Genomic DNA, 388 nt, shown 5'->3' with positions numbered 1-388 from the left:
GTGTCTAACGTCAGCGCCAATGGGACAGTTTAGTTCGATTTGATAAGAGAGGGTTTCTGGCTCATCGTATCCGCCAAGGAGTGGAGATGAGAAAGAAACCCGGAACCAAGCAGAGTCACGGTGAGAAGATCGTAAAGGACATCCGCCGTGCGACCCGCAAACAGTATTCGTCAGAAGAGAAGATCCGGATCGTGCTGGACGGCCTTAAGGGCGAAGACAGCATCACGGAGCTGTGCCGTCGCGAAGGTATTGCCCAGAGCCTGTATTACAGCTGGTCCAAGGAGTTCCTTGAGGCTGGAAAGAAGCGTCTTGCGGGACAGGTCGATACTGCAGGGAGCTCCGCGCCAGGCCTATCACCCGGCACGTCCGTCGCTCAGACGTCGCGAGC

At 56.4% G+C, this 388-nt stretch carries 1 protein-coding gene; it reads left to right on the top strand.

The window, feature by feature from the left end; all coding sequences use genetic code 11:
- Positions 1-86: 86 nt before the first annotated feature.
- On the top strand, positions 87-388 hold a 302-nt coding region (locus tag Q1A75_RS24110; RefSeq protein ID WP_299593644.1), incomplete at its 3' end, for a transposase.

Origin of the sequence: uncultured Tateyamaria sp. (assembly GCF_947504105.1) — a bacterium.
In the GTDB taxonomy this organism is placed as follows: Bacteria; Pseudomonadota; Alphaproteobacteria; order Rhodobacterales; family Rhodobacteraceae; genus Tateyamaria.
This window is presented reverse-complemented; position numbering and strand designations above follow the sequence as displayed.